Origin of the sequence: Nocardiopsis codii (assembly GCF_036327455.1) — a bacterium.
GTDB lineage: Bacteria > Actinomycetota > Actinomycetes > Streptosporangiales > Streptosporangiaceae > Nocardiopsis > Nocardiopsis codii.
In genome coordinates this window covers 154,649-179,617 of record NZ_JAUZMY010000009.1, presented here as the reverse complement: position 1 = coordinate 179,617, position 24,969 = coordinate 154,649, and the positions used below count along the sequence as shown (strand labels likewise).

The window sequence follows — 24,969 nt, the reverse complement described above, 5'->3', positions numbered from 1 at the left end:
TGTCCCGTAGGACGCGAGTCGGACTTTTACCGCCCTATCACCAACACCCGCCACAAGCTCCTTGAGTGCGCGCACACCAGGACCCTTACTGAGAGTGACCAATTGCGTGACTCTCGGTGTTTGGTGAGGGAAGGTACAGATGTCCGACAGACGGTGCGAGCGCACCACGGCCCAGACGCTGGCGGCCCTGGGCGCCGCGGCCCTTCTCGTGCCCCTGGCTGCGCCGGCGCCCGCGTTCGCGGAGAGCGGCTGGACGCGGCAGGACCTGGACTCGGCGGACCGGGTCGGGCTGGTGCTGGAATCGGGCACCCTGCGGCTGGACGGCGGGGAGGCGGACGGGGGAGGGGCCTCGCTGCGGCTGGAGGAGGGGCAGGGCGGTGCGGGGCTGGCGACCTTCCCGGAACAGGCACTGGAACACCCCACCGACTCCGTGGACGTGCGGGTGCGGGCGGACGGCGACATCGAGGACCTGCTGACCGAGGTGCGGGGCGTCCGCCCGGACGGGATGTGGACCGAGTGGCACCCGGCCCCGGAGCGCGGCGGCCGTGTGACCCTGCCGCACGACGTCTCCCGGGTGCAGTCGCGGGTGGAGGTCGACGGCGACGGAACGGCACTCACCGGCCTCCGCCTCCGCCCGCTGGTGAGCAGCGCCGACCATCCCGACGGCGGACGCGGGGAGGACGGCGCCGCGGAGGAGTCCGGAGCGGCGGAACCGTTCTCGGCGAGGCTCTTCGCCACCCGCATCGGCCTGGTGGGCGGCACCACCGCCAACGGGCACACCGTCCGGCAGGACGACCACTTCGCGGCACTGCCCTCCCGCCGCGGCCTCGCCACCCGCGGCGGCGGCGAGTACACGGTGCGGGTGTGCACCACGGGCGCGCTCGGCCCCGAGGGCAAGGGCGGGACCGCGGACCACGAACCGCGCTGCGCCTACCTCCCCGTGTGGGACGTGGGCCCCTGGAACACCACCGACGACCACTGGAACGGCGACCGCGAGTCGTGGCGCGACCTGGACCGCGGCCGCCCCCAGGCGCAGGCCGCGTACCAGGAGGGATACAACGGGGGCCTGGACGGGTTCGGGCGCGAGGTCCGCAACCCGGCCGGGATCGACCTGGCCGACGGCGCCTTCCAGGAGGCCCTCCAGCTGCCCACCAACGGCTGGGTGAACGTCGACTACCTGTGGACGGCCGAGTACCGGCAGCGTGCCGAGATCACCACCGTGACCCAGAGCGACCCCGTGGTCGTGCGCGGCGGCCCCGGCCGGGACCACGACCCGGTGGGCCTGGCGGCGTACAAGGCCAACGTGGACGTCGCCTGCCAGGCTGTCGGGGACGAGGCGACGGGCCCGTTCGGCACCAGCAGCGCCTGGTACCGGATCGGTCCCGGCCACTACGTCCCGGCGGCGTTCGCCGACGGCGGCGCCGACGCCCCGGACTGCGCGGACCTGTAGTCCCCGGCCCCGGTGTTCGGGCGCCCATGCGTCCCGGCGGAGGCGGTCCCGGTGCCCGGGGCCGCCTCCGCGGGCCTCAGCCGCGGACGACCACGGTTCCGGCGGCGCGGTCGTGCAGGGCCCGGGAGTCCGGGTCGAAGTGGATGGGCAGCGCCTCCGCCAGGGAGAACAGGTGCCCCACACCCGGCAGGGTCTGGGGGAGGCCGAAGAACGCCGCCCGGCCCAGTGCCTGGCCCTGGGTGAGCCGTCCGCCGTCGGCGCTGACCACCCTGATGCCGAGCATCATCTTGCCGATCGTGCGTCCCCAGGTGACCAGGTACAGCCAGTCGTAGAAGAAGAGCAGCAGTCCCCAGCCGAAGAAGAACAGCAGCGCCCACAGGGAGCCCTGGGCGTCGGTGGTCTCCGCCCCCGCGGTGAGCACCACCGTCACGAGGGCCATGAACACGAAGAACACGCAGGCGGCGAACACCACCAGCACGTAGTCGATGGTGCGTGCGGCCAGGCGTCGTCCCAGGCCGACCGTCTCCACCGTGCGGGGAGGCCCGGCCATGGGGGAGAGCTCCGTCCCCGGTCGGCCCCAGTCGGCTGCGGGAGGCGGGGAGACCGGTCCCCATCCGCCCTGCGGGGCGTACGAACCGGGCCGGGGCTCCTGGGGGTTCCAGTGGGGGGAGGACATCGCGGCGTTGGTCCCTCTGTTCGTCGGTCTGGGCGGGGGGCGGAGAGGACGGGCGGCACCCGTCGGATCTCCGGGACTCCGAGACTATGACGCACCGGGACCGCGAACGGATGCGTCACGGGTCCTCCCGTCCCGGCCCGCTTGCCGGAGCGGCCCCGGTCCCGCCGTTCCCCACCGCGCGCCGGCGCACCGCGCGCGGACCGGGCCACCCGGAACGCGGTGGGGGGCGGCCGACGGCCGCCCCCCAACCCGTACCGCCGGTGTCACATGCCGCTGTAGGGGACCGCGTCGATGATCTCGACTCCGAGGCTCTTGCCGTTCGGGAGCGTGTAGCTGACGCTCTCACCGATGCGCTTGCCGTTGATGGCGGAGCCGAGAGGGGACTTGGGGGAGTACACGTCGATCGGGGAACCGCTCTCCTCACGGGAGGCGAGCAGGAAGGTGACCTCCTCCTCGTCCCCGTCGAACTTGACGGTGACGGTCATGCCGGGGCCGACCACGCCCTCGGTGCGGGGGGCCTCCCCGACGCGCGCGGTCCGCAGGATCCCGGTGAGCTGGAGGATGCGGGCCTCCATCTTGCCCTGCTCCTCCTTGGCGGCGTGGTAACCGCCGTTCTCCTTGAGGTCGCCCTCCTCGCGGGCGGCCTCGATCTTCTCCGCGATCTCGATCCGCCCACGCCCCGACAGGGTGTCCAGCTCAGACTTGAGCCGGTCATACGCCTCCTGGGTGAGCCAGGTGACGTTGTCATCGCGGGTCTGGGTCACTGGAACTCCTTGTGTACTAGAAGCAAGGGCCACCAGGCGGCCAAAGCTGAACTCACGAGAATATCACCGTGTGTGGTGGCACAATGGATCTCGCGGGCGTGGCGGTGGCACCGGGGACCAGGCAGAGGAAGGGCTCGAACAATCAGTCCTGCGAACCTTGTTCCCTGCATGAGGCCACTTGTACCGTGGAAGCCTGACGAACCGTTTCAACGGTCGCGGTGACCATCCGGTTCCCCGCCTGCGCCTCGGAGCGCTTCTGGCCCACCTCGACGTGCTGATCGTCCAGGGCGACGATCAGGCACTCGGCCCCGTCCCGGCTGTTCACCTCGTAGCTGATGGTGACCTCGTCCGGGGACTCCAGCGAGTAGGTCACCACCTGGTGGTACACGCCACCGCCGAGGCCCCTGTAGCTCATCATGGAGTAGCCCCAGCCGACCGCGCACAGGACCGCGAACACGGTCGCGATGACGAAGAAGACGGGGCCGTTGCCGTGGCGTCTGCGGAGCGCCGGCGCTACGGGTTCGGCCGTGTCGGCCGGGGTGTCGGCACTGTTCACAGCGTCTTCTTCCGGGGTGTGCTGCATCGGGAATCTCCGAACAAGGGGACGGTGTTGTCTAAGATATCCCCGACCTGACAGCCCCCCTACGCGGCCCGTGCGTGAGTCGTCGAAGCCGTGCCCCAGGGGAGCCGGACAGCCACGCCCCCGCACCCGTGTTCACCAAGTCAAGGAGAACCCTTCGTTGTCCGAGCGCCTGCGGCTTATGGCCGTCCATGCCCACCCCGATGACGAGTCCAGCAAGGGCGCGGCCACGATGGCGCGCTACGTGGACGAGGGCGCCGACGTGCTCGTCGTCACCATGACCGGTGGCGAACGAGGCGACATCCTCAACCCCGCCATGGAGCGTCCAGAGATCCGCGAGAACATCGCCGCGGTTCGCCGAGAGGAGATGAACCGGGCCCGGGAGATCCTCGGCATCCAGCAGGAGTTCGCCGGATTCGTCGACTCCGGCCTGCCCGAGGGCGACCCCCTGCCGCCGCTGCCGGACGGGTGCTTCGCGACCCTGCCGGTGGAGGAGGCCTCGGCGCCCCTGGTGGAGTCCATCCGCCGCTTCCGGCCGCACGTCATCCTCACCTACGACGAGAACGGCGGCTACCCGCACCCGGACCACATCATGACCCACAAGGTCTCGATGCACGCGTTCGACGCCGCGGGCGACCCCGACGCCTACCCGGACGCCGGAGACCCCTGGCAGCCGCTGAAGCTGTACTACTTCGTCTCGTTCCCGCCGGAGCGGTTCGTGGCCCTGGCGGCGGTCCTCGCCGAGCGCGGCATCGAGAACCCCTTCGAGGACTGGATGAAGCGGATCAACGACCGCGAGTACCCCCGGTGGGAGATCACCACCCGGGTGCACTGCAGCGAGCAGTTCGGCGTGGCGGAGGAGGCGCTCAAGGCGCACGAGACCCAGGTGGACCCGAACGGCTTCTGGTTCGCCGTCCCCAACGAGATCCTCTCCGAGGCCTGGCCCACCGAGGACTACCACCTGGTGCGCTCGCTGGTGGACACCGAGGTCCCTGAGAAGGACCTCTTCGCGGGTGTCCGAGAAGCAGTGAGAGTATGAGTGGCATGAATACCCTTCTCACCTCTTCGGCTGTGCTGGCCACCGACGTCTCGCTGGACAAGGACACCGTGACACCCGGGGTCATGGGCTTCCTGGTCATCTTCGCGATCGGCGTCGTGCTGTACTTCCTGATGAGGAGCCTGACGGGCAAGCTCCGCGCGCTGCCCGGGGAGGGCGGGACGCCGGAGACCGGCGGCCCCGACCGTTCCGAGGCCTCCGCCGGGGAGGCGGGGGCGGACGAGGTGGCCGCCTCCGCGGCCGACGGCGCCGCAGAGCCCAGGGGCTGATCCCCCGGGCGCCGGTTCGGACACGGGCACGGGAAGGCCCGGCGGAGTCCGCGGGAGCGCTCCCCGGAAACCGTCCCCCGCCCGGCGGGGCGGGACGGTTTCCGGCACGGACCGGCAGGCCCTCCCGCCCCGGGCGGTTCCCGGCCGCGGGTGGCACAGTGGTGGCATGCCCAACCGCTTGAGCGAAGCGACCAGCCCGTACCTGTTGCAGCACGCCGAGAACCCCGTGGAGTGGTGGCCCTGGGGTGAGGAGGCCTTCGCGGAGGCCCGCCGGCGCGACGTCCCCGTCCTCGTGTCCGTCGGCTACGCGGCCTGCCACTGGTGCCACGTGATGGCCCACGAGTCCTTCGAGGACGAGGCGACCGCCGCGCGCATGAACGCGCACTTCGTCAACGTCAAGGTGGACCGCGAGGAGCGCCCGGACGTCGACGCCGTCTACATGGAGGCCACCCAGGCCATGACCGGCCAGGGCGGGTGGCCCATGACCGTGTTCGCCACCCCCGACGGGGCGCCGTTCTACTGCGGTACCTACTTCCCGCGCGACCACTTCCAGCGGTTGCTGGAGGGCGTGGCCACCGCCTGGCGGGACAAGCGCCCCGAACTCCTCGACCAGGGGAGGCGCGTGGTGGACGCCCTCGGGGCCCCGCGCACCCTGCCGTCCGCGCCGCCGCCCTCCGCCGACCAGCTCGACCTGGCCGTCCACGCGCTGGTACGCGACTACGACAGCCTGGAGGGCGGGTTCGGCGACGCCCCCAAGTTCCCGCCGTCGATGCTGCTGTCCTTCCTGACCGCGCAGGACGAGCGCACCCGGCCCTTCCCGAGCACCGGCGCCACCGAGAACCGCCCGACGGCGCCGTACGGGGCCGCGCTGCACCGGAGCGCGCCGCCGTCCCCGGCCTCCGACACGGCAGAGTCCACCCCGGCCTGGCTGATGGCCACCGGCACCGCCCTGGCCATGGCCCAGGGGGGCATGTACGACCAGCTCGGCGGCGGTTTCGCCCGCTACTCGGTGGACCGCGCGTGGGTCGTCCCCCACTTCGAGAAGATGCTGTACGACAACGCGCTGCTGCTGCGCGCCTACCTCCGTATGGGCCGCCGTCCGGCGCGGCCGGGCGCCGCGACCGCGGACACCGCCGTCCACGCCCTGCTGCGCCGGGTGGCGGAGGAGACCGCCGACTGGATGCTGCGCGACCTGCGCACCCCCGAGGGAGGGTTCGCCTCGGCACTGGACGCCGACAGCGAGGGCGAGGAGGGCACCTACTACGTGTGGACGCCCGCCCAGCTGCGCGAGGTCCTGGGCGAGGAGGACGCCGCCTTCGCCGCCGACGTGTTCGGGGTGACGGACGAGGGCACCTTCGAGCACGGTTCCTCCGTGCTCCGGCTGCCGGTCCCTCCCGCCGACACGTGGCGCTTCCAGCGGGTCCGGGACGCCCTGCTGGCCGCCCGCGCCGAGCGGGTCGCGCCCGCGCGCGACGACAAGGTGGTGGCCGCCTGGAACGGTCTGGCGATCGCCGGACTGGCCGAGGCCGGAGCGCTGCTGGAGCGCCCCGACCTCGTGGACGCCGCCCGCGACGCCGCGGAGCTGCTGCTCTCCGTGCACCTGCGGGACGGACGCCTGGCGCGCACGTCCCGTGACGGCCGGGCCGGCACCAGCGCCGGGGTGCTGGAGGACTACGGCGACGTGGCGGAGGGGCTGCTGGCCCTGCACGGGGTGACCGGTGAGCCGCGCTACGCGCACGAGGCCGGGAGGCTCCTGGACGCCGTCCTGGAGCACTTCGGTGACGGCGAGGGAGGGTTCTTCGACACCGCGGACGACGCGGAGAAGCTCTTCAGCCGCCCGCAGGACCCCACCGACAACGCGACCCCCTCAGGGCGCTCGGCCGTCGCGTCCGCGCTGGTGACCTACGCCGCCCTCACCGGTTCGGAACGCCACAGGACGGCCGCCGAGGGAGCCCTGTCGCCGGTCGCCCTGCTGGCGGAGAAGGCCGCGCGGTTCGCCGGATGGGGCCTCGCCGCCGGTGAGGCGGCCCTGTCCGGGCCGCGCGCCGTCGCGGTGGTGGGGGACCCCGGCGACCCCCGCACGGAGGAACTCGTGCGCACGGCCCTGGCCTGGGCCCCGCTCGGCACGGCGCTGTCGCGGGGCGACGGCCGCGACGACGGAGGGGTGCCGCTGCTGCGCGACCGCGCCCCGGTCGGCGGTGTCCCCACCGCCTACGTGTGCGAGGGGTTCGTCTGCAAGCTCCCGGTCACCTCGCCCGAGGACCTGCGGACACAGCTGCTCGCCTAGGGAGTGCCAGTTCCGGGCCTCCGTTCCGCGCCGGCCCCGCACCGCGGGACGCCGCGGGAGCCCGGGGCCGAGGCTCCGCTTCGGCCCCGGGGCGCGGGAGAGCCGCGGGACCCCGGGCCGGAGCCGCGGGGCCCGGTCAGCCCAGGCGGGTGCCGCCGATGATGTCGTTCACCACGTCCGGGCGGTAGTCGGGCTGGCGGATCTCCAAGTACACGGTGGTGGGCACACCCGGCTGGTGCACGGCGGCGCTGGTGAACGCGCCGCCGCCGTTGCACTCGGGCCAGTCCCACACCGTGCCCTCCCACGCGGTGGTGTGCAGCTCGCGCTCGTCCGGGGCGCCACCGCACTGGTCGGTGTCGGAGACGCCGCTCAGGGCGCGGGCCCCCGGCATCACCGTGGCGTACACCCCGTAGGACGGAACCTCGGTGGAGTGCCAGTCGTCGGCGTCGGTCGCCACCAGCAGCCCCGGGCCGGCGCCCGCCTCGGCCGCCGCCGGACGGGCGTCCTGGTCGGTGTGGAACTCCCGCGCCCACGCCGAGGGCACGTTCACCCGTATGTCCTGGGCGGCGTACCGCACCGTGGTCAGGTCCAGGCCCGGGCTGCCGGTGGACGCGGTGACGCCCGCCACCATCAGCAGCAGGGCGGCGGTCAGGGCGACCGTGCGCCTCCAGGGCATCTGGTAGCGCTGCCACCACGGGTCCGCCTTGGGCAGGTCGGGCTCCGTACGGATCGTTCGCACACGGTCCGTGAAGGTCTTGGCGTCGGCGGGGCGGCTCTCCCGGTCCACCGAGAGGGCGGAGAGGATCAGCTCGTCAAGGGCCCGGGGGAGCCCTGGCCGGATCCGGCCAGGCGCGATCTTGACGGGCGGACGCGAGGGCGGCCGTCCGGTGATCAGCTCGTAGGCGACCGCGCCCAGCGAGTACACGTCGGACCGCACGTCCAGGTCGCCGCCGGGAATGCTCTGCTCGGGCGACATGTAGCCGGGCGTCCCCGCCGCCGCCGTGAACCCCGAGGCCTCGTCGATGGCCTTCGCGAACCCCAGGTCCGCGACCAGTACGCGCTGTCCCACGGGCGAGGACTGGAGCAGGACGTTGGACGGCTTGATGTCACGGTGGATCGTGCCGTGGTTGTGCAGCACGGTGATGCCCTGGCCGATCTCCGTCAGCAGCCGCAGGGCCTCGTCCAGGGGCAGCTGACCCCGCCTGATGAGGTCGGTCACGCTTCCCTGGTCGGCGTACGTCATCACCATGTAGGGGCGCCCGTCGGGGAGCACGTCGACGTCGTGCACCGCCACCAGCCACGTGGAGTCGGTCTGGCGCAGGATGCGCGCCTCCTCCAGGAACCGGTGCTGGATGTCCATCTGGTGCGCCCAGTTCTCGGCGAGTACCTTGATGGCCACCGGGTAGTTGAGCAGATCGTCCTGCGCCAACCAGACCGTGGCGAAGGAACCGGAACCCAGGCGCCGGATGACGCGGTACCGTCCGAAGGCCTCCGGTTGGCTCATTTCCGCCTCGGTGTGTCAGGGGTGAATACGCGGTCGTTGCCCACTAATACACCATCTACGCCTTCACGATGACTCCCCGCCGATATGATCCCCTCTCCGGGTAGCGCGGATACCCCCGGGGCGTGGAAACTGGGGGAGGCCCCGTCGGGTTCGGTACGCCATGTGAATGGTCGTGGCGAAATGTCATGTTTCGTGAGGATGGAGCCGAAGGGGTTCCGTAGACGTCCCATTGACGTGTGACCCTCGTACCGACGGGCGCACACGCGTCCGAACCGGACGGCGGGACGTCTGCCGTCAGTCAGGGAGAGACCAGCCATGCGCAGTAGTGACCACACGGAGAACGAGGGGACCCCGACGCCCCGGCGGCGGGTGGCGAGCAACGTCGACGAGGAGCTGGAGGAACTCGCGCGCCGGGCCAAGCACGGCGACGCGGTGGCCCTGGACGACCTCCTGCGGCGCATCCAGCCCGAGGTGCTGCGCCGGTGCGCGCGCTTCCTGCCCTACCGCCAGGACGCGGAGGAGGCCTGCCAGGACGCGCTCCTGCGCGTGGCCCGCAAGATCGACAGCTTCAAGGGCGACTCCCTGTTCACCACCTGGCTGTACACCGTGGTGTCCAACTCCGCGCGCCAGACCTACCGGTCGATGAAGCGCCGGTCCGCCGAGTTCCCGACCGAGGCCGAGCGGATGCCCCACCAGAGCGACCCGCGGACCACCAGCGTCATCGCCGGCTCCCGCATCGACCTGCTGGAGGCCCTGGACCAGCTGGAGAAGGACCGCCCCAACCTGGTGGCCCCCCTGGTCCTGCGCGACCTGTGCCAGATGGACTACAACGAGATCGCCTCCGAGCTCAACCTCGCCCTCGGAACCGTCAAGTCCCGCATCCACCAGGGCCGCAAACACGTGCGCAAGTCCCTCGCTGTGACGTAGCGTCCCGGGGCGAACTACTCTGGAGGAATCCCCGTCGGCACATCCTTCGCAGGGGTGTGCTGTCTTCGATCCAGCTCTGAGAGGTTTCGCCAATGGGGCTCCGAGACCCCCTGTACTGGCTCTACGAACGCCGGCTCGAACGCCGGCTGACCAGCCAGGAGATTCCCCGCCACGTCGGCGTCGCCATGGACGGCAACCGTCGATGGGCGAAGAGCAGCGGCCTCCGGGCGGCCGAAGAGGGCCACCAGGCCGGCGCGAACAAGATCTTCGAGCTGCTGCGCTGGTGCGACGAGGTCGGTGTGCAGGTCGTCACCCTGTGGATGCTGTCCACCGACAACCTCACCCGCGACGAGTCCGAACTGGGCCCGCTGGTGCGCATCATCGAGCAGACCATCGCCCGCCTCCGCGAGGAGGGGTGGAACACGCGCCCCGTCGGCGCGCTCGACGTGCTGCCCGACACCACCGTCCGCGCCCTGAAGGAGGCGGAGTCGGCAACATCCGGTAACCCCGGCCTGGTTGTCAACGTCGCCGTCGGGTATGGAGGTAGACGTGAGATCGCTGATGCGGTTCGGTCCCTCCTTCACGAGGAGGCGGCCAAGGGCACCGGTATCCAGGAGCTTGCCGAGCGCCTGGACATCGAGGACATCGCACGGCATCTCTACACGCGCGGCCAGCCCGACCCCGACCTGCTCATCCGCACGTCGGGAGAGCAGCGTCTGTCGGGTTTCATGCTGTGGCAGAGCGTGCACTCGGAGTTCTACTTCTGCGAGGTCTACTGGCCCGCGTTCCGCAGGGTGGACTTCCTCCGTGCACTGCGCTCCTACGGCGCGCGCAACCGGCGCTTCGGCTTCTGACCCCGGGCTCTCCCCGTCGACCAGCCCATTAACGCGGTGTTCACCGCGCGGCGGGACGGGCCTCTTGGAAACGGGGTCGTGGGCGCGTAGCGTCGGAAAAAGCGGGTGGTGTGCATCCACCCGTTCGGGAGGCCCCGGCTCATTGATCTCCTCCGCTCTCGCGGAACGTCGACGAGGAGGGCCGGACCCGGCCCTCTGGGGCCAGGTCCCGGTCCTCCATGATCCCGTGACAGTAGGGCGCCCACGCGGTGCCCAAGGGGAGAACGAGTGGCTAGTTCCTCGACCGATCGCCGTGACACCCAGTCCCCCACCGACCCCCACACGGAGGTAGGTCGGACCAGGCGCGTCCACGTGCTCGACACCAGCGTCCTGCTCGCCGACCCGATGGCCATGGCCCGGTTCGCCGAGCACGAGGTCGTCATCCCCGTGGTGGTGATCACCGAGCTGGAGAGCAAGCGACACCACCCGGAACTCGGGTACTTCGCTCGCAACGCGCTGCGCCGTCTCGACGACCTGCGGGTCGCCAACGGCCGACTGGACGTCCCGGTGCCGGTGAACGACCAGGGCGGAACGCTCCGTGTGGAGCTCAACCACAGCGATCCCAAGATCCTGCCGGCGGGCTTCCGGCTCGGCGACAACGACACCCGGATCCTGACGGTGGCCCGCAACCTCCAGGAGGAGGGCGGGAACGTCGTGTTGGTGAGCAAGGATCTGCCGATGCGGATCAAGGCCGCCTCGATCGGCCTCCCGGCCGACGAGTACCGCGCCGAACTCGCCATCGAGCACGGCTGGACGGGCATGGCCGAGATGGACGTGCCCGCCCACCAGATCGGTGAGCTGTTCGACGGCGGTACCAGCGAGATCGAGGAGGCCAGGGAACTCCCCTGTCACACCGGGCTGGTGCTCGTGTCCGAGCGCGGAAAGGCGCTCGGGCGGGTGCGGCCCGACAAGTCGGTCAAGGTGGTGCGCGGCGACCGGGACGTGTTCGGTCTTCACGGACGCAGCGCCGAGCAGCGGATCGCCCTCGACCTGCTCACCGACCCCGAGGTCGGCATCGTGTCCCTGGGAGGGCGCGCCGGCACCGGGAAGTCCGCGCTGGCCCTGTGCGCCGGGCTGGAGTCCGTCCTGGAGCGCCGCCAGCAGCGCAAGGTGATGGTGTTCCGGCCGCTGTACGCGGTCGGGGGCCAGGAACTCGGCTACCTGCCCGGCACCGAGAACGACAAGATGACTCCGTGGGGTCAGGCGGTGCACGACACCCTGTCTGCGGTGACCAGCGAGGACGTCATCGAGGAGGTCGTGGACCGGGGGATGCTGGAGGTCCTCCCGCTCACGCACATCCGGGGCCGCTCGCTGCACGACGCGTTCGTGATCGTGGACGAGGCGCAGTCCCTGGAGCGCGGCGTGCTCCTCACGGTGCTGTCCCGGCTGGGGGAGAACTCGCGTGTGGTGCTCACCCACGACATCGCCCAGCGCGACAACCTGAGGGTGGGCCGCCACGACGGCGTGGTCGCGGTGATCGAGAAGCTCAAGGGCCACCCGCTGTTCGCGCACATCACCCTGACCAGGTCCGAGCGGTCGCCGATCGCCGCCCTCGTCACCGAGATGCTGGAGAGCTAGACACACCGGCGCCCCGGGACCGGCCGCGGCGGCCGGTCCCGGGGCGCCCCCTTCGTGGGCGCGGTTCCGTCAGCGCATGCCCGACACCGCCCGCCCCAGGCTCCGCAGCCTCGCCAGACTCGCCTCGTAACGGGCCCCGACGGCGAGGAGGAGCAGGCCGACGACCGCGAACGGCACCCAGTTCGGAGCGCCCTGGGCCAGGTCCCAGAGGGGCGGCCCGAACGCCCGCAGGGACGTGGCCACCAGCGCCAGCCCTCCCAGGACCAGGGCGGCCTGGAGCCGTCGCAGCAGACCCCACAGGGTCACGGCCACCCCGAGCACCAGCACGGCGGGCACCCGCCACGCCGTGCCGTCCTCCGTGAGGAGCAGGCCCACCGTCGGCAGCAGCAGGAGCGCCAGCCCACCGCCGTAGGCCGCCCAGCTCGACGGCGGGGTCACCGCCTTGCGGTTCCACTCCCATCCGATGACCAGGGCGGCGAGCGCGGGCGGCACGGTGTAGGCCTCGGGCACGCTCACGTGCCACGCGGACAGCACGGTCCACAGGGCGGCGAACATCAGCAGTCCGCCGACCACCGCGAACCACGACCGGCCGGGGCGGACGGCGGTCGCCGACGCGATCACGCCGACCAGGGCGAGCGCCAGCGCCACCAGCTCCAGCCGCGCCCCCGCTCCGACCGAGACGGCCGGCGCCAGTACCGCCCACAGGCACGCGGGGACCTCGACCGCCGTCACCAGAGACCCGCGCAGCCTCGGCGCGACCACGGCCACACCGGCGACCACGGCGATCGGCCCGAGCGACGCGTACTCCACCGGCGCGTCCAGGGCCAGGGGGAGCGCGAGGGAGAACGCCCCGGTGAGGGCCGTGGCGACCGCGGTGCCGCCCACGGCCGGGACGGGCGTCCGCGCGAGCGCGGCGACCACCGACGCGACCACCGCGGCGGCCATCAGCGCGCCCGCGTTCGTGTGCACCTCGGTGAGCGACCAGCTCAGCCCCACCCCCACGGTGAGGAGTCCCGTCAGCCCCGGCAGCGGGCTCACCCGGCGGTTCCGCAGCAGTGCCGACCCCACCGCCAGGGCGGACCCCACCGCCAGCGTCCACAGCAGGGCGGCGAAGAACGGCGCCCCGGTGATCAACGGCAGGGGGACCAGCGCGGGCGGCGCGACCAGGGCGACGGCGTGCGGCGTCCACCGCCGTGCCACGAGGGCGACCGCGCCGACGGCGAGGAGGCCGGACACCAGGACCCCGGCCGCGGCGGCCGCGGCCGAGGCGGGCTCCGGAAGCGGGGGCAGGCCCAGGACCGCGTACGCGGGTTCCAGCAGGACCGACGGGGCCGCGGACGCCACGGGGTGCGCCCCTGAGAACGCGGTGAGCGCGGGCAGCGACCGGGGCCCCGCCACGAGGGGGACGGCCGCCAGCAGCAGGAGCCCGAGCAGAGTGAACGGCGGCATCCCCGGTACGGGCCGCGGAGCGGGGGAGGGGCGTGCCGGGGCAGGGGGCGGGAGCGACGGCCGGGCCGTCGTCACCGACGCGGCGCCGACGCACAGCAGTACCGCGGCCGACAACCACCACGACAGGGGTTCGGGGGGACCCGGCCGTGTGAAGGAGAACACCAGGGCGGCCCCGAGGACGAGCAGGGCGAGTCCTCCGAGCGCGAGGGGCACGGTGCGCGCGGCGGCGCTCGGGCGGCCGGCCCCGGAGGAGTCCATGCGCCGCAGGACCAGTGCCGCGACCAGGGACGTCGCCGCGACCAGGACGAGCGCGGCCAGCGTCGTGTAGTACTCGGGAAGCGCCCAGAGCAGGCCCAGCAGGAGTGTCGCGCACCCGGTCGCCGCCGGAACCCGGCCGAGTCCGGAACGGCCGGAGGGCGCGACGCTCAGGACCAGCGCCGCCCCGACGAACACCGTCCACACCACCGCCGCCACGTACGGCATCCCCAGGAGCACCGGAAGCGGCACCAGGGCGGTGGGCGCGGCGAGCGCGAGCGCGGTCACCGCACGCCTCCGGTCGACCACCAGGACCAGGGCCACCGCGAGGGCGCCGGCCACGAGCACGCCGAGCGCGGTGCCCAGCGCGGCGGCGAACCCGCCGGGCGCCGAGAGTCCCAGCACCTCGTGCGCGGGGTCGAGCATCGCCGAGACCGGAGCGGTCCACGGCGGGTACGGGCCGGAGAGCAGCGGCAGGCCGGGGCCCCGGCCCGCACCGGCGAGCAGAGGGGCCGAGGCCAGGAGCAGGAGGCCGAGCAGGGTGAACGCCGGCCCGGGGTCGGCGGAGCCCCGGGCGGGGAGCCGGGTCGCCGCCCGCCCGTCCCCGAACCCCGCGGCGGCGTCCCCGGGGCCCCGGGAGGCGAACGGGTACCGGAGACGGCCGAGCAGCAGGGCCGTGGCGCCCGACATCAGCGTGGCGGCGGCCAGGAGCCACCAGACGGGGCGCGGCGCGTCCCAGCCGAACGCCAGCGCCGCCAGGAAGCCCGCGCCGGTGACCAGGGCCAGCGCCCACAGCAGCAGGCCGGACCCGTACAGGGAGGCCGCCGCGCGGTCGCCGCGGTCGCCGCGGTCGGCGCGGCGGTAGAGGAGGAGGGCGACCAGCGCGGTGGCGCCCGCGAGGAGGAGGGCGGCCAGGGACGTGTACCGGTCCGGCAGCGACCACAGCACACCCGTGGCGACCGTGAGGGTCCCGGTGGCCGCGCACACCCACCCCGCGCGCCGACGCGGCAGGAGGGCGTTGACGAGGACCAGCGCGGCGCCGACGAGCAGCGCCCACACGGCCGCGACCACGAGAGGCAGGGACAGCAGCAGGGGGGCCGCGAGCAGGGTCGGCGGGGCGACCAGGGCGGAGGCGGGCACCAGGAGGTCGCGGCGCAGCAGGGCCACCGACGCCAGGGCCAGAACGGCGGCGGCCACGACGGCCGCCAGGTGGGCGGGCCCGGGCAGGGCGAGTCCGCCGGGGCCGCCGAGCTCCAGGATCCGGAGGGCGGGAGCGGTCGCGACGTTCGTATCGCCGATCCAGAACCCGGAGGGCGCCCGGGGGAGCACGGGAAGGTGGGCGGGGCCGGCCGCCAGGGGCACGGCGCCCAGCGCGGCGAGGGCGACCGCGGCGTGGAGCCCGGACGGCCGGGACCCCGGAGCGGGGAGCGAGGGCAGCGGTCGCCGCGTGAACAGCAGCCCGGTCACACCGGTCACCAGCAGTGCCGCGGCCAAGGCCCACCAGGAGCCGGCGTCGCCGACGTCGCCGACGTCGGAGACCGCGAGCACGAGCACCGAGGAGAGGGCGAGGGAGAACCCCCACAGGACCGTCGCGGTGACGTGGAGGGTGCGGACGGGCACGCCCTCGCGCGGCCCGCCGAGCAGGCGGACCAGCAGCAGGTCGGCGAGCGCGGTGGCGGCGAGCGCGGGCAGCGTCCAGGCCGGGGACCCGCCGCCGGGGAGCGCGAGCACCAGCAGGACCGGGACCGGTTGGGCGACGAGGGCGGCGACGACGCGCGGGGACCGCAGCGGTACGAGGAGCGGATAGAGCGCCGCCAGCACGCCGACCGCCGCGAGGGCGGCGGCAGCGTAGCCGGGGCCGTTGGTGATCCGGTCGGACAGGAGCAGGCCCAGCGCGAGGGCGTCGACGCACAGCAGGGCCGCGGCGACGGAGCCGAAGGTCTCGGCCGTCGCCCTCATACCGCGACGGTGCAGCGGGAGGGCGAGGACGGCGAAGGCCAGGGTGGTGGCCCCGAGGACGCCCGCGCGGGCGCCGCTGCCCAGGTCGCTCCAGGTCCAGACGGCGAACACCAGGGCGGCGATGCCCACGAGGAGGCCGCCCAGGCCGAGGATGAGGTTCTGGGCGGAGCGCCGGGTGACCTCGCCGGGCGGCGCGGTGCCGCGCCGACCGGCGGGGTTCGCGGCGCCGGGGGAGGCCGCGCCCAGCGGAGGTCGTGCGCCCGGTTCGGCCCGTACGGGCTCGTGGGAGGGTGCGCGGCCCCCGGCGGGGGTGTTCGCGGGGTGGGGCGTGTCCGTCCGGCTCAGGAGCGACTCGCGGCGCAGCAGCCGCACCGCGGCGGCGCGCTCGCCGAGCAGCCGGTGCCTGCGGCCGTCGATCTCCGCGATCTCGGAGTCGATCAACCAGAGGCGCTGGGCGGTGTCGCCGACGAGCCGCAGACCGCACCGGGGGCACGCGGCGGCTCCGGTCGGGAGCGGGGCGCGGCAGTCCGGGCAGTGGAGCCGTGGACCCGCGGGAGACGGTGGGGATCCGTGGGCGTTCATACCGCCATCCTGACCCGGGCCGCGCCCTGCACGCATCGGTACTCGTACTCAGAAGCGCCCGGTGACGCGGGTCGCGTGCCCCCTCGCCGCGGGGGAGACAGGGACCACACCGCCGACACCACTTGACCAGGACTTGACTCTTCGTGTCGCCGTGCAGGTCAGATCGCTGCAATGCAGGCACATTCCGTGATGTGACCCAAGGCATAGTAAAACTGGCGTTACTTCACCGTGACGATGATGCAGGCTGAGTCCGCTGCACAGAACACTCCCTCCCACGTGGAAGTCCCGCGCCGCGGTCGGTCGAACGGAAGACCCGTCCCCTCCGCGCACAGTCCGGGCCACGTGGTCAGCGGCGGCGAAGCACCACACACGAGCAGCCCCACGAAAGCCCGTGTGCGTCTACGCGAAAGGGCCATCCTTGCTACTCAACCGAACCTCACTGCGCCGTGCGAGCGCCGTCGGAGCCGCGGCCGTGGTCGCGGGGAGCGCCTTCACGGTCGCGGCGTTCGCGCAGACCGGCGACGTCGCGCCCGAGCGGCTCACGTCCGCCGCGGTGGTCCCCGAGCAGGAGACCGGGGGCGACGCGGACGACTTCTTCGCGGCGCCGTCCGCGGCGAGCGAGGACGAGCGCGAGAGCCTGCGCGAGGAGACCCGCCAGGAGGCCAGGTCGGCCGCGGACGAGGGCGTCCGGTCCACCAGCGGGACGGGGAGCGAGATCCCCGAGCCCGAACCGGAACCCGAGCCCGAGACCGCCGCCTCCGGCGGCGCCTCGGACTCCACGGGTTCCCCCGGTGGTGGTGCCCCCGTGCCGGCGGGCTCGGCGAAGGAGATCGCCCTCGAGATGGTCCTCGCCGAAGGATGGGGTGAGGACCAGTTCTCCGGCTGCCTGGAGCCCCTGTGGGAGAAGGAGAGCAACTGGAACCACACGGCGGAGAACGCCGGTTCGGGCGCCTACGGGATCCCGCAGTCCCTGCCCGGAAGCAAGATGGCCTCCCACGGCGACGACTGGCGGACCAACCCCGCCACCCAGATCGCGTGGGGCATCGACTACATCAAGGACAGGTACGGAACCCCCTGTGACGCCTGGTCCCACTCCCAGGCGAACAACTGGTATTAATGGGGCTTTCCCTGCCAATAACCCCTCTTGGGAAAGGCAATCGTGCTACTCAACCGAATGTCGTTGCGCAGTACGGCGGTGATCGGTGCGGCGACCCTCGTCGCGGGCGCGACGTTCGCCGTCTCCGCGTTCGCGGACGACGGAGTCGACCCGAACATGGCGGCCAACGCCGCCGTCCCTGACAGCGAGGAAGCCGCTGCCGACACCGAAACCGGGGAGGACGACTTCTTCTCGTCCTCCGATCTGACGCAGGACGAACTCCAGGACCTGCGGCAGCAGGCCCGAGGAGAGAGCGACGCCGCCCGTGGCGACGGGGTCAGAACGGCCCAGGGCGACGGGAGCGACATCGAGGAGGAAGAGGAAGAGGAGGAAGAGGAGGAGGTTCCCGAGTTCACGGGGGACCCCAAGTCGATCGCCCTCGAGATGGTCCTCGCGGAGGGCTGGGGCGCGGACCAGTTCTCCGGTTGCCTCGAGCCCCTGTGGGAGAAGGAGAGCAACTGGAACCACACGGCGGAGAACGCCAGTTCGGGCGCCTACGGGATCCCGCAGTCCCTGCCCGGGAGCAAGATGGCCACCCACGGCTCCGACTGGCAGACGAACCCCGCCACCCAGATCGCGTGGGGCATCGACTACATCAAGGGGCGCTACGGCACCCCGTGTGAGGCGTGGGCCCACTCCCAGTCCGTCGGCTGGTACTGACCCCGATCGCACGACGGCCCCCGCGGTGACACCGCGGGGGCCGTTCGACGTCGGGGGCCGGTCACATGTGCGGGGTGAAGGCCTCCAGGACCTCCTCGGGCAGGTCCTCGTAGAAGTCGGCGTCCTCGCGCGGGACGTTGACGCTCACCAGGTAGAAGATCCTCTCGTCCTGGTGGTCCAGGTTGATCGCGTAGGTCCAGAACCGGCGCTCCGGCGTCGCCCACGACTCGTTGGTGAAGTCCGACTCCACCATCGCGACGTCCCATCCGTCCCCGTAGTCGTCCTCGTCGAACTCCTCCAGTTCCAGTTCCGAGTAGTCCGTGGTGATGTCCTCGGCCGCGCCGGTTCCGCCGTCGGTCTCCCGCAGGTACTCGGCGCTCGTCCCGGTGAACTCGTGCTCGGTCCAGCCGGTCACCCACACCTGGTGGTCCCGTCCGGGAGCGATGAACACCGCGAGGGTGTTGTCGATCTCGCTGTCGTCGACCTCCCAGCCCGACGGGTAACCGACGTCGTACCACTGCGACCGGAACGTCTCGAACTCGTCGTAGGCGGGCGGCTCGCCGCTGTCCTCGTCGTCCTCCGCGGCCCCCTCGCCACCGGACCCGTCGCTCCCGCCGAGACCGGCGCCCGGGTCCTCGGACGTGGTCGGCTCCCCCGGCGGGGCCTCGCTGCCCGGCGCCGCTCCCTGGGAGACGCCCTCCTCCGGGGTGCCGCCCGACCTCAGGACGACCGCGACGACGACCACCGAGATGAGGAGCAGGGCCATCAGGCCGGCGCCCACGCCGAGCAGCACCTTGGCGGTCGACACGGTCCCGGAACCGGCGGGCCGCCCGTCGCCGCGGCCTCCCGAGTGGAGGGCGCCCGTGGTGCCGCCGGGGCCGTTGGGGCCTCCCACGCCGCCGGCCACAGCCGGGTGCCCGCCGGAATGCCCCGCCCCGTGCGTGTAGGGGGCGGTCGAGGCGCGGCCGGGAGGGAAGGGCGTCACCGGGGTCACCGGGTTCGTCGGACCGGTGTGCTGTGGCGGACCCTGCGGGAGCGGGGGCCTTGTGCCGGTGTGACCGGTCCCCTGGGGACCCGTGCCGTACACGCCGCCCCGGGGCCCGGCGGCGGGGTACCCGCCGCTCTGGAGCCCCTGGGCGTACTGTGCCCCGCTCCCCGGCGCCGTGTGCGGACCGCTCCCGGGTGCGGTGTGCGGGCCCGCGGCAGCGGCGCCTGCGGCTCCCGCTGCTCCGGCGGCTCCCGCTGCTCCTGCGGCGCCCGTGGCACCCACAGTTCCCGCTGCTCCCACGGCTCCGGGGCCGCCGCCCCCGCGCTCACGGAGGAGCGCCAGAGCGCCCTCCACGGTCAGCCGCCGGTCCGGGTCGCGTTCCAGCAGCCCGGCGATGACCGGTTCCATCCACCCGGCGCGCGTCATCGGCGGCAGCGATGCCGTGATGACCGCGGCGATGGCGGCGGTGAGACTGTCCCGGCGGAACGGCGACGTGCCCTCCACCGCGGCGAACAGGGTCACGCCGATGCTCCACAGGTCCCCCCGGTGCTCGGCGGGGCCTCCCTCCAACCGCTCCGGCGGCATGTACTCGGGGGAGCCGATCAGCGCGCCCGTACGGGTGATGCTGGGCCCGCCCTCCATGGTGGCGATGCCGAAGTCGGTGAGGATCACCCGGCCGTCCAGGGACATCATGATGTTGCCCGGCTTGATGTCCCGGTGCAGGACGCCCGCCGCGTTCGCCGCCTGCACCGCCTTGAGCAGCGACTCCGCGATCACCGCCACGGTGTCCGGGGGGAGGGCTCCCCGCTCGTTCAACCGCTCCTGGAGGGACCCGCCCTCCACCAGCTCCATGACCACCCACGGGTTGCCGTCGTTCTCGAAGACGTCGTGGATGGTGATCACCGTGGGATGGCTGATCCGCGCCGCCGACCGTGCCTCGCGGCGGACCCGCCCGTGCGCGTCGGCGCGCTCGGAGTCGGTGAAGTGGTCGGGCAGGAGCACCTGCTTGATCGCGACGACGCGGTCCAGGGACGGGTCGAAGGCCTCCCAGACCACGCCCATACCGCCGCGTCCGAGTTCGCGGCGCAGGACGTAGCGGTCCGCGACGATGTGTTCGCTGTCGCTGTTGCTCGACATGTACTGCCCTCTCGAAGGCGGGCTTTTCGCGTGTTCTGACAAGAATGTCCGACGCCTTCCGGGGACGGAAGGTTCCTGGGAGGAGGGGAGTGGAACCGAAGCGCTACACGGTCATGACCTTCGTGCGGTCCGGTCGCGCCCAGACGACGGGACACCCCGCACGGGCGGGGTGTCCCGTGGATACCGCCGGCCGCCGTCCCGTGACGGAACGGCCCGGGACGAACTCCTACTGGGAGTTGGTCATCTTCAGCACGTCGAGGGCGTCGTCCAGCTGCGCCTCGGTGAGCTTGCCCGCCTCGATGTAACCGCGCTCGAGGACCACCTCGCGGATGGTCTTCTTCTCCTTGAGCGACTGCTTGGCGACCTTGGCGGCCTCCTCGTAGCCGATGTAGCGGTTGAGCGGGGTGACGATCGACGGCGAGGACTCGGCGTAGACGCGGCACTGCTCGGTGTTGGCCTCGATGCCCGCCACGCAGCGGTCGGCGAACACCCGCGAGACGTTGGACAGCAGCCGAATCGACTCCAGCAGGTTGCGGGCGATCATCGGCAGCTGCACGTTCAGCTCGAAGTTGCCGCTCGCGCCGCCGAAGGCCACCGCGGCGTCGTTGCCGACGACCTGCGAGGACACCTGCAGCACGGCTTCGCACAGGACCGGGTTGACCTTGCCGGGCATGATCGAGGAGCCGGGCTGGAGGTCGGGCAGGAAGATCTCGCCCAGACCGGTGGTCGGACCGGAACCCATCCAGCGGATGTCGTTGGCGATCTTCGCGAAGCCGACCGCGACCGTCCGCAGCTGGCCGGACAGCTCCACCAGGGCGTCGCGGGCGCCCTGCGCCTCGAAGTGGTCGCGGGCCTCGGTGAGCGGCAGACCGGTGTTCGAGGCGATCTCGGCGATGACCCGGGCCGAGAAGCCCTCCGGGGTGTTGATGCCGGTGCCGACGGCGGTGCCGCCCAGCGGAAGCTCGGCCACGCGCGGGAGGGAGGCCTCCAGGCGCTCGACGCCGTACCGCACCTGGGCGGCGTACCCGGCGAACTCCTGGCCCAGCGTGACCGGGGTGGCGTCCATCAGGTGGGTGCGGCCGCTCTTGACGACGGACGCGAACTCCGCCGCCTTGCGCGTCAGCTCCGCCTCCAGGTGCCGCAGCGCCGGGATCAGGTCGTTCTGCACGGCGGCCGTGGCGGCGATGTGGATGGAGGACGGGAACACGTCGTTGGACGACTGGGAGGCGTTGACGTGGTCGTTGGGGTGGACGTCGAGGCCGGTGCGCTCCTTGGCGACGGTCGCCACGACCTCGTTGGTGTTCATGTTGCTGGAGGTACCGGAACCGGTCTGGAAGACGTCGATCGGGAACTCGTCGTTCCACTTGCCGTCGGCGACCTCCAGGGCGGCCTCGCGGATCGCCTTGCCGAGGTCGTCGCCGATGACGCCGAGCTCCGCGTTCACCTTGGCCGCGGCGGCCTTGATCTGGCCGAGGGCGGCGATGTGGGCGCCTTCGAGGCCCTGACCCGAGATCGGGAAGTTCTCGACGGCGCGCTGCGTCTGAGCCCGCCACTTGGCCTCGGCCGGAACCCTGACCTCACCCATCGAGTCGTGCTCGATACGGAACTCACTCATTGCAACCCATCTCTCCTGGGAAAACCTGTGAGACAAAGCCTGCCAGACGCACCGGAGCACACTGTCACCTCACCCGGAGTTGGCGGTGTTGCACGCGTCATGTTGACATCGCCGCAGGTGGAAGCGGTCGGGTTCAGGAGCCGATGCCGCGGCGGGAGGTCCCGCGGCGCCATCCGAGGAAGCGGCGGCGCCTCGGCGCGCGCACGCGCACCACCCCGAAGAGCGAGAAGCCGCCGATCTCCAGCACCGGGGGGTCGGACACGTCGGAGCGGCGCGCGGTGGTGGTGCGGCGCCCGAGGAACGACCAACCCGTCAGGCGGACCTCGACCCCCTCGGGAACGTCGATCTCGACGCGGCCCAGGACGGCGGTCACGGTCATCCGGTGGTGGCTGTGCATGAGGAGGGCCTCGCGCATGTCCACGTCGACCCGCCCGAGGACGGCGACCGCGTACTCGCCCGGGTAGGCGACCCAGCGCCCCCGGCGCTCGGCGTTGCCGAACAGCCCGACGAGGGGCTGCGGGTCCAGGCGGATGGGCTGCCGTTCGGCGGGGAGGAGGTCGGCGGTGATCCCGGGGAGCTCACCCAGGGTGAGGGCCTCCTGCGCGAGCGAGGAGCGCTCCTCGAACTCCTCCAGGTCGATGCGGCCGTCGGTGGCGGCGTCGCGCAACACCCTCAGGACCCGCTCTCGGTCGGTGTCGGAGGCGCGGAGCCGGTCGGGGGACACTTCCTCACTCACACCGCCACCCTAGTGCGGCGGCGGCCCGGCCGCTGTCACGCCCCTGCGGTGCGGCCGCCGCCCCGCCGTGTGCGCACCGGGTTCCCTTGGGGGTCTCGCGCGGTTCACCGAGCGCGCATAGCTTCCTACCGACAGCACACGGTGAGGACGTGGAGGACGGGAGCGACATGCGCGGAACCGGTACATGGAGGAGAAGGGGCCGGGCGGCGGGCGCCCTCGGGGCGGCGGTCGCGGCGGTCGCCGCGGCGCTGGCCCCCGCCCCGGCGGCGGCGGACGCCCCGGAGCGGGAGCACGGCGACGGCCCGCCCCTGTCCGTGGACGGCGGCGCCTGGCCGTCCGGGCACGTCCAGGGCGCCGCTCTCGACGAGGAGAAGGGGCACATGTACTTCTCCTTCACCGACACACTCGTCAAGACCGACCTGCGGGGCGAGGTGATCGGGACGGTCACCGGTCTCACGGGCCACCTCGGCGACCTCGACTTCAACGACAGGGACGGCCGGGTCTACGGCTCCCTGGAGTACAAGGCCGCCGAGGCGTTCTACATCGCGATCTTCGACGGCGACCGCATCACCCGGACGGGCATGGACGCGGAGGAGGACCGTGTCCTGACCACCGTCCACCTGGACGAGGTCGTGGAGGACTACACCGCCGACATGGACGGCGACGGCGTCTTCGACGGGAACGTCGCCGACACCGCAGACCACCGCTACGGCTCCAGCGGCATCGACGGGGTGGCCTTCGGCCCCGCGTTCGGCCGCGGCGGCGGCCGCGAGGTGCTGACGGTCGCCTACGGCGTCTACTCCCACCCCGGCCGCGCGGACAACGACCACCAGGTCCTGCTGCAGTACGACACGTCGGGCTGGAGGAGGTACGAGCGCCCGCTCGACCAGGACGCCCCGCACACGAGCGGCCCTCCCAGGGTCGAGGGCAAGTTCTTCGTGTACACGGGCAACACGACCTACGGGGTGCAGAACCTGGAGTACGACGCCCGCACCGGTGACTGGTTCATGGCGGTCTACAAGGGCGTGAAGCCGCACTTCCCCAACTACTCCCTCTACGTGGTCGACGGCTCGCGGCCCCCGGTGCGGGGCACGATCAGGGGCCAGGAGGACGACGAACAGGGCCTGCTGCTCGCGCTGCGCGAGGACGGCCTCCTCCACGGGGAGTCGGGCGTCCGGGGCTGGGAGTCCGGCGGCCAGTACGGCCTGGTCTCCCTGGACGACGGGCACTTCTACGTCGTCGAGCGCGGCCGTCGGACCGAGGACGGGGTCACGCTGGAGACCGGCGTCGCCCACCTGAACCGGTGGACCGCACGGACCCCCGACCCCTTCACCCCCGTCACGGGGTAGCGGGTCCGGCCGGGGCCTTCCGCCCCTCCCGGTCCGTCCGGACTCCCGGCCGGACCGGGAGGGGCCGACCGGCCACCGCGCGGTCGCCGCGGCGGCCGGCCCGTCGGCGGGGCCGATCCGCGGATCGGCCCCGCTCCTACAGGTGGAGCAGCACCCGCCTCGCCACCGCGTCCGAGGCGGTCGCCAGAGGGCGGACCGCCAGCCGGACCAGGGCGCGGGGGTTGTCGTCCCCGGCCACCCGGTTGGAGCCCAGTTCGCCGCACCGGGTGCAGCGGTGGATGAGCATCCACTCCCCGTCGGGGCGCGACGACAGGCTCAGGACGGCCATCCTGCCCCGGCAGCCCGCGGCGCGGTCGCCGGGAATCCGGCGGTCCACGTGCAGGCTCGTCAGGCAGTTCGGGCAGTGGTTGCGGTGACCGGTCCCCGGTGCGGCCAGGGACACCTCCAGGCGGCACTCCGCGCACCGGAACGAGCCGGACTCGCGGGTGGCGTGCAGGACGGTCTTGGTCCGCTGCGGCCGCCGGTCACGCGTGTTGCGACGACCCACGCTCACACCTCCCCGAACAGGTCGAGCGGGAACGGCGGTTCGGCGAGGGGCCGGACCGCGATCCGCACGAGGACGAGGTGGTTGTCGTCCCGGGAGACGGAGCTCCCGGCCAGTTCGTCGCACAGGGTGCACCGGTGGACGAGCATCCAGTCGCCGCCCCGCAGGACCGCGACGGAGACGGGGACCATGCGCCCGCCGCAGTCGGAGAGGCCGCCCCCGACCTGGTCGGTGACGTGACGCGAGGTCAGGCAGCTCGGGCAGTGGTCGCGCCGGTCTCCTCCGGGCGCGAGGGCGGACACGGAGAGGCCGCAGCGCACACAGGTGAACGTGCCGGTGCGCAGGGTGGGGCTGGGTTCGTGCGGTGAATCGGTGGTGGACACCCGGGACTCCTTGCCGGAAACGGTACGAGGCAGCGGGAGCAGGCCGAGCGCTTCTCGACGGAAGGGGCACCGCGTCAGGCGAGGCGGAAGCCCGCAGAAGTGTGAGGCGCGCTCGGCGCGTTCCGGTTCATCAACACCTGTCCTCGACCCGCGGGGCCATGGCCCCCGGGA

General features: G+C 72.7%; 20 protein-coding genes. 10 read left to right on the top strand and 10 right to left on the bottom strand.

Annotation, left to right across the window (positions count from 1 at the left end; all coding sequences use genetic code 11):
• Positions 1 to 139 precede the first annotated feature (139 nt).
• Positions 140 to 1,450, top strand: coding sequence for a hypothetical protein (locus Q8791_RS11660; protein WP_330091660.1), 1,311 nt, complete (start codon positions 140 to 142; stop codon positions 1,448 to 1,450).
• Positions 1,451 to 1,526: 76 nt separating this feature from the next.
• On the opposite strand, the gene Q8791_RS11655 is transcribed toward Q8791_RS11660, so the two are convergent.
• From Q8791_RS11655 to Q8791_RS11645, 3 genes are all read right to left on the bottom strand, one after another.
• Complete coding sequence (locus Q8791_RS11655; RefSeq protein ID WP_330091659.1) at positions 1,527 to 2,126, bottom strand: RDD family protein; 600 nt, start codon at positions 2,124 to 2,126, stop codon at positions 1,527 to 1,529.
• Positions 2,127 to 2,389: 263 nt separating this feature from the next.
• Positions 2,390 to 2,890 carry a transcription elongation factor GreA gene (gene greA / locus Q8791_RS11650; RefSeq protein WP_267946558.1) on the bottom strand — a complete coding sequence of 167 codons (501 nt, stop codon included), beginning with the start codon at positions 2,888 to 2,890 and terminating at the stop codon, positions 2,390 to 2,392.
• 142 nt (positions 2,891 to 3,032) lie between these two features.
• Positions 3,033 to 3,473 (bottom strand): DUF4307 domain-containing protein, encoded by a 441-nt coding sequence (locus Q8791_RS11645; RefSeq protein ID WP_330091658.1) that lies wholly within the window; start codon positions 3,471 to 3,473, stop codon positions 3,033 to 3,035.
• A gap of 157 nt (positions 3,474 to 3,630) precedes the next feature.
• Here Q8791_RS11645 and mca point away from each other — a divergent pair, with 157 nt between their 5' ends.
• The 3 genes from mca (at position 3,631) to Q8791_RS11630 (ending at position 7,083) form a co-directional block, all read left to right on the top strand.
• Positions 3,631 to 4,509, top strand: a complete 879-nt coding sequence (gene mca / locus Q8791_RS11640; protein ID WP_330091657.1) for a mycothiol conjugate amidase Mca — start codon at positions 3,631 to 3,633, stop codon at positions 4,507 to 4,509.
• A 5-nt stretch (positions 4,510 to 4,514) separates the two neighbouring features.
• Entirely contained in the window at positions 4,515 to 4,796 is a 282-nt protein-coding gene (locus Q8791_RS11635; protein ID WP_330091656.1) for a hypothetical protein, read from the top strand.
• A gap of 166 nt (positions 4,797 to 4,962) precedes the next feature.
• Positions 4,963 to 7,083, top strand: a complete 2,121-nt coding sequence (locus tag Q8791_RS11630; RefSeq protein WP_330091655.1) for a thioredoxin domain-containing protein — start codon at positions 4,963 to 4,965, stop codon at positions 7,081 to 7,083.
• Between the two features lie 136 nt (positions 7,084 to 7,219).
• On the opposite strand, the gene Q8791_RS11625 is transcribed toward Q8791_RS11630, so the two are convergent.
• Positions 7,220 to 8,587 carry a serine/threonine-protein kinase gene (locus Q8791_RS11625; protein WP_330091654.1) on the bottom strand — a complete coding sequence of 456 codons (1,368 nt, stop codon included), beginning with the start codon at positions 8,585 to 8,587 and terminating at the stop codon, positions 7,220 to 7,222.
• Between the two features lie 315 nt (positions 8,588 to 8,902).
• Between Q8791_RS11625 and Q8791_RS11620 the strand changes: the two genes are divergently transcribed.
• The 3 genes from Q8791_RS11620 to Q8791_RS11610 all read left to right on the top strand — a co-directional run bounded on the left by Q8791_RS11620 (position 8,903) and on the right by Q8791_RS11610 (position 11,985).
• Positions 8,903 to 9,514, top strand: a complete 612-nt coding sequence (locus tag Q8791_RS11620; RefSeq protein WP_330091653.1) for an RNA polymerase sigma factor — start codon at positions 8,903 to 8,905, stop codon at positions 9,512 to 9,514.
• Between the two features lie 92 nt (positions 9,515 to 9,606).
• A complete protein-coding gene (locus Q8791_RS11615; RefSeq protein WP_330091652.1) occupies positions 9,607 to 10,368 on the top strand; it encodes an isoprenyl transferase in 762 nt (253 codons plus the stop codon).
• 351 nt (positions 10,369 to 10,719) lie between these two features.
• Complete coding sequence (locus Q8791_RS11610; protein WP_330091651.1) at positions 10,720 to 11,985, top strand: PhoH family protein; 1,266 nt, start codon at positions 10,720 to 10,722, stop codon at positions 11,983 to 11,985.
• A gap of 69 nt (positions 11,986 to 12,054) precedes the next feature.
• Here Q8791_RS11610 and Q8791_RS11605 read toward each other — a convergent pair whose 3' ends face one another.
• The gene (locus Q8791_RS11605) at positions 12,055 to 16,230 is read right to left on the bottom strand and encodes an SCO7613 C-terminal domain-containing membrane protein (RefSeq protein WP_330091650.1); all 4,176 of its coding nucleotides are present in this window, start codon (positions 16,228 to 16,230) and stop codon (positions 12,055 to 12,057) included.
• Positions 16,231 to 16,648: 418 nt separating this feature from the next.
• Between Q8791_RS11605 and Q8791_RS11600 the strand changes: the two genes are divergently transcribed.
• Complete coding sequence (locus tag Q8791_RS11600; protein ID WP_330091649.1) at positions 16,649 to 17,347, top strand: aggregation-promoting factor C-terminal-like domain-containing protein; 699 nt, start codon at positions 16,649 to 16,651, stop codon at positions 17,345 to 17,347.
• Positions 17,348 to 17,389: 42 nt separating this feature from the next.
• A complete protein-coding gene (locus tag Q8791_RS11595; RefSeq protein WP_407941985.1) occupies positions 17,390 to 18,046 on the top strand; it encodes an aggregation-promoting factor C-terminal-like domain-containing protein in 657 nt (218 codons plus the stop codon).
• Between the two features lie 61 nt (positions 18,047 to 18,107).
• On the opposite strand, the gene Q8791_RS11590 is transcribed toward Q8791_RS11595, so the two are convergent.
• The 3 genes from Q8791_RS11590 to Q8791_RS11580 all read right to left on the bottom strand — a co-directional run bounded on the left by Q8791_RS11590 (position 18,108) and on the right by Q8791_RS11580 (position 22,510).
• A complete protein-coding gene (locus Q8791_RS11590; RefSeq protein ID WP_330091648.1) occupies positions 18,108 to 20,171 on the bottom strand; it encodes a serine/threonine-protein kinase in 2,064 nt (687 codons plus the stop codon).
• 226 nt (positions 20,172 to 20,397) lie between these two features.
• Positions 20,398 to 21,786 carry a class II fumarate hydratase gene (locus tag Q8791_RS11585; protein WP_330091647.1) on the bottom strand — a complete coding sequence of 463 codons (1,389 nt, stop codon included), beginning with the start codon at positions 21,784 to 21,786 and terminating at the stop codon, positions 20,398 to 20,400.
• Between the two features lie 133 nt (positions 21,787 to 21,919).
• Complete coding sequence (locus tag Q8791_RS11580) at positions 21,920 to 22,510, bottom strand: DUF1707 SHOCT-like domain-containing protein (protein ID WP_330091705.1); 591 nt, start codon at positions 22,508 to 22,510, stop codon at positions 21,920 to 21,922.
• Between the two features lie 161 nt (positions 22,511 to 22,671).
• On the opposite strand from Q8791_RS11580, the gene Q8791_RS11575 reads away from it, so the two are divergent.
• Positions 22,672 to 23,871: a hypothetical protein gene (locus Q8791_RS11575; RefSeq protein WP_330091646.1), complete on the top strand. Its 1,200-nt coding sequence runs from the start codon at positions 22,672 to 22,674 to the stop codon at positions 23,869 to 23,871.
• A gap of 136 nt (positions 23,872 to 24,007) precedes the next feature.
• On the opposite strand, the gene Q8791_RS11570 is transcribed toward Q8791_RS11575, so the two are convergent.
• Both Q8791_RS11570 and Q8791_RS11565 read right to left on the bottom strand, forming a co-directional pair.
• Positions 24,008 to 24,424, bottom strand: a complete 417-nt coding sequence (locus tag Q8791_RS11570; protein ID WP_330091645.1) for an RNHCP domain-containing protein — start codon at positions 24,422 to 24,424, stop codon at positions 24,008 to 24,010.
• Positions 24,421 to 24,798 (bottom strand): RNHCP domain-containing protein, encoded by a 378-nt coding sequence (locus Q8791_RS11565; protein WP_330091644.1) that lies wholly within the window; start codon positions 24,796 to 24,798, stop codon positions 24,421 to 24,423. The genes Q8791_RS11570 and Q8791_RS11565 overlap by 4 nt, the downstream gene beginning before the upstream one ends.
• Between the last annotated feature and the right edge of the window lie 171 nt (positions 24,799 to 24,969).